This window comes from Mycobacterium sp. NGS17, from assembly GCF_059813205.1.
The window spans coordinates 1-572 of sequence record NZ_JCALED010000038.1 but is presented as its reverse complement, the minus strand read 5'-3'; the positions used below and the strand labels follow the sequence as shown (position 1 = coordinate 572).

1 protein-coding gene is annotated in these 572 nt (G+C 69.1%); it reads right to left on the bottom strand.

Annotated elements, in window-relative coordinates; all coding sequences use genetic code 11:
* A partial coding sequence (locus tag AC5Y7E_RS24245) for an AMP-binding protein (RefSeq protein WP_499950953.1) occupies window positions 1-572 on the bottom strand: 572 nt, incomplete at both ends.

Sequence of the window (572 nt, the reverse complement as noted above, 5' to 3'; positions counted from 1 at the left end):
GGACAGGCCACAAACCGCGATCCGGTCAACCCCGCCCGGCCCACATAACCGACCCCCACCCCGGCGCCGGCCACATACAACTCACCGACCACCCCCACCGGCACCGGACGCAACCACCCATCAAGGACGAACAACGCCGCCCCACCCACCGGCGAACCGATCGGCGGGGCCCCCGACCCCGCCCGCAGTGGGGCGCTGATTGCCACACACATCGTGGTTTCGGTGGGGCCGTAGGCGTTGACCATCACCCGCCCCGGCGCCCACCGATCCACCACCTGCGGCGGGCAGGCCTCCGCAGCCATCACCAACGCCACCGACTGCAACCCCTCGGATGGCAGCATCGCCACAGCCGACGGAGTGTCGGTGAGCACGTTCACCTGTTCCGCAACGAGCAGGTCGTGGAAATCGTCCGGTGCGCGCACCACGTCGTCGGGCACCACCACCACCCGCCCACCGCCGAGCAGCGCACCCCAGATCTCCCACACCGAGACGTCGAATGCCAGCGAGTGACTTTGCGTCCACACCCTCGCCGTGGGCAGCCCGGCGTCCAACGACTCCAATAATTGGGTGAC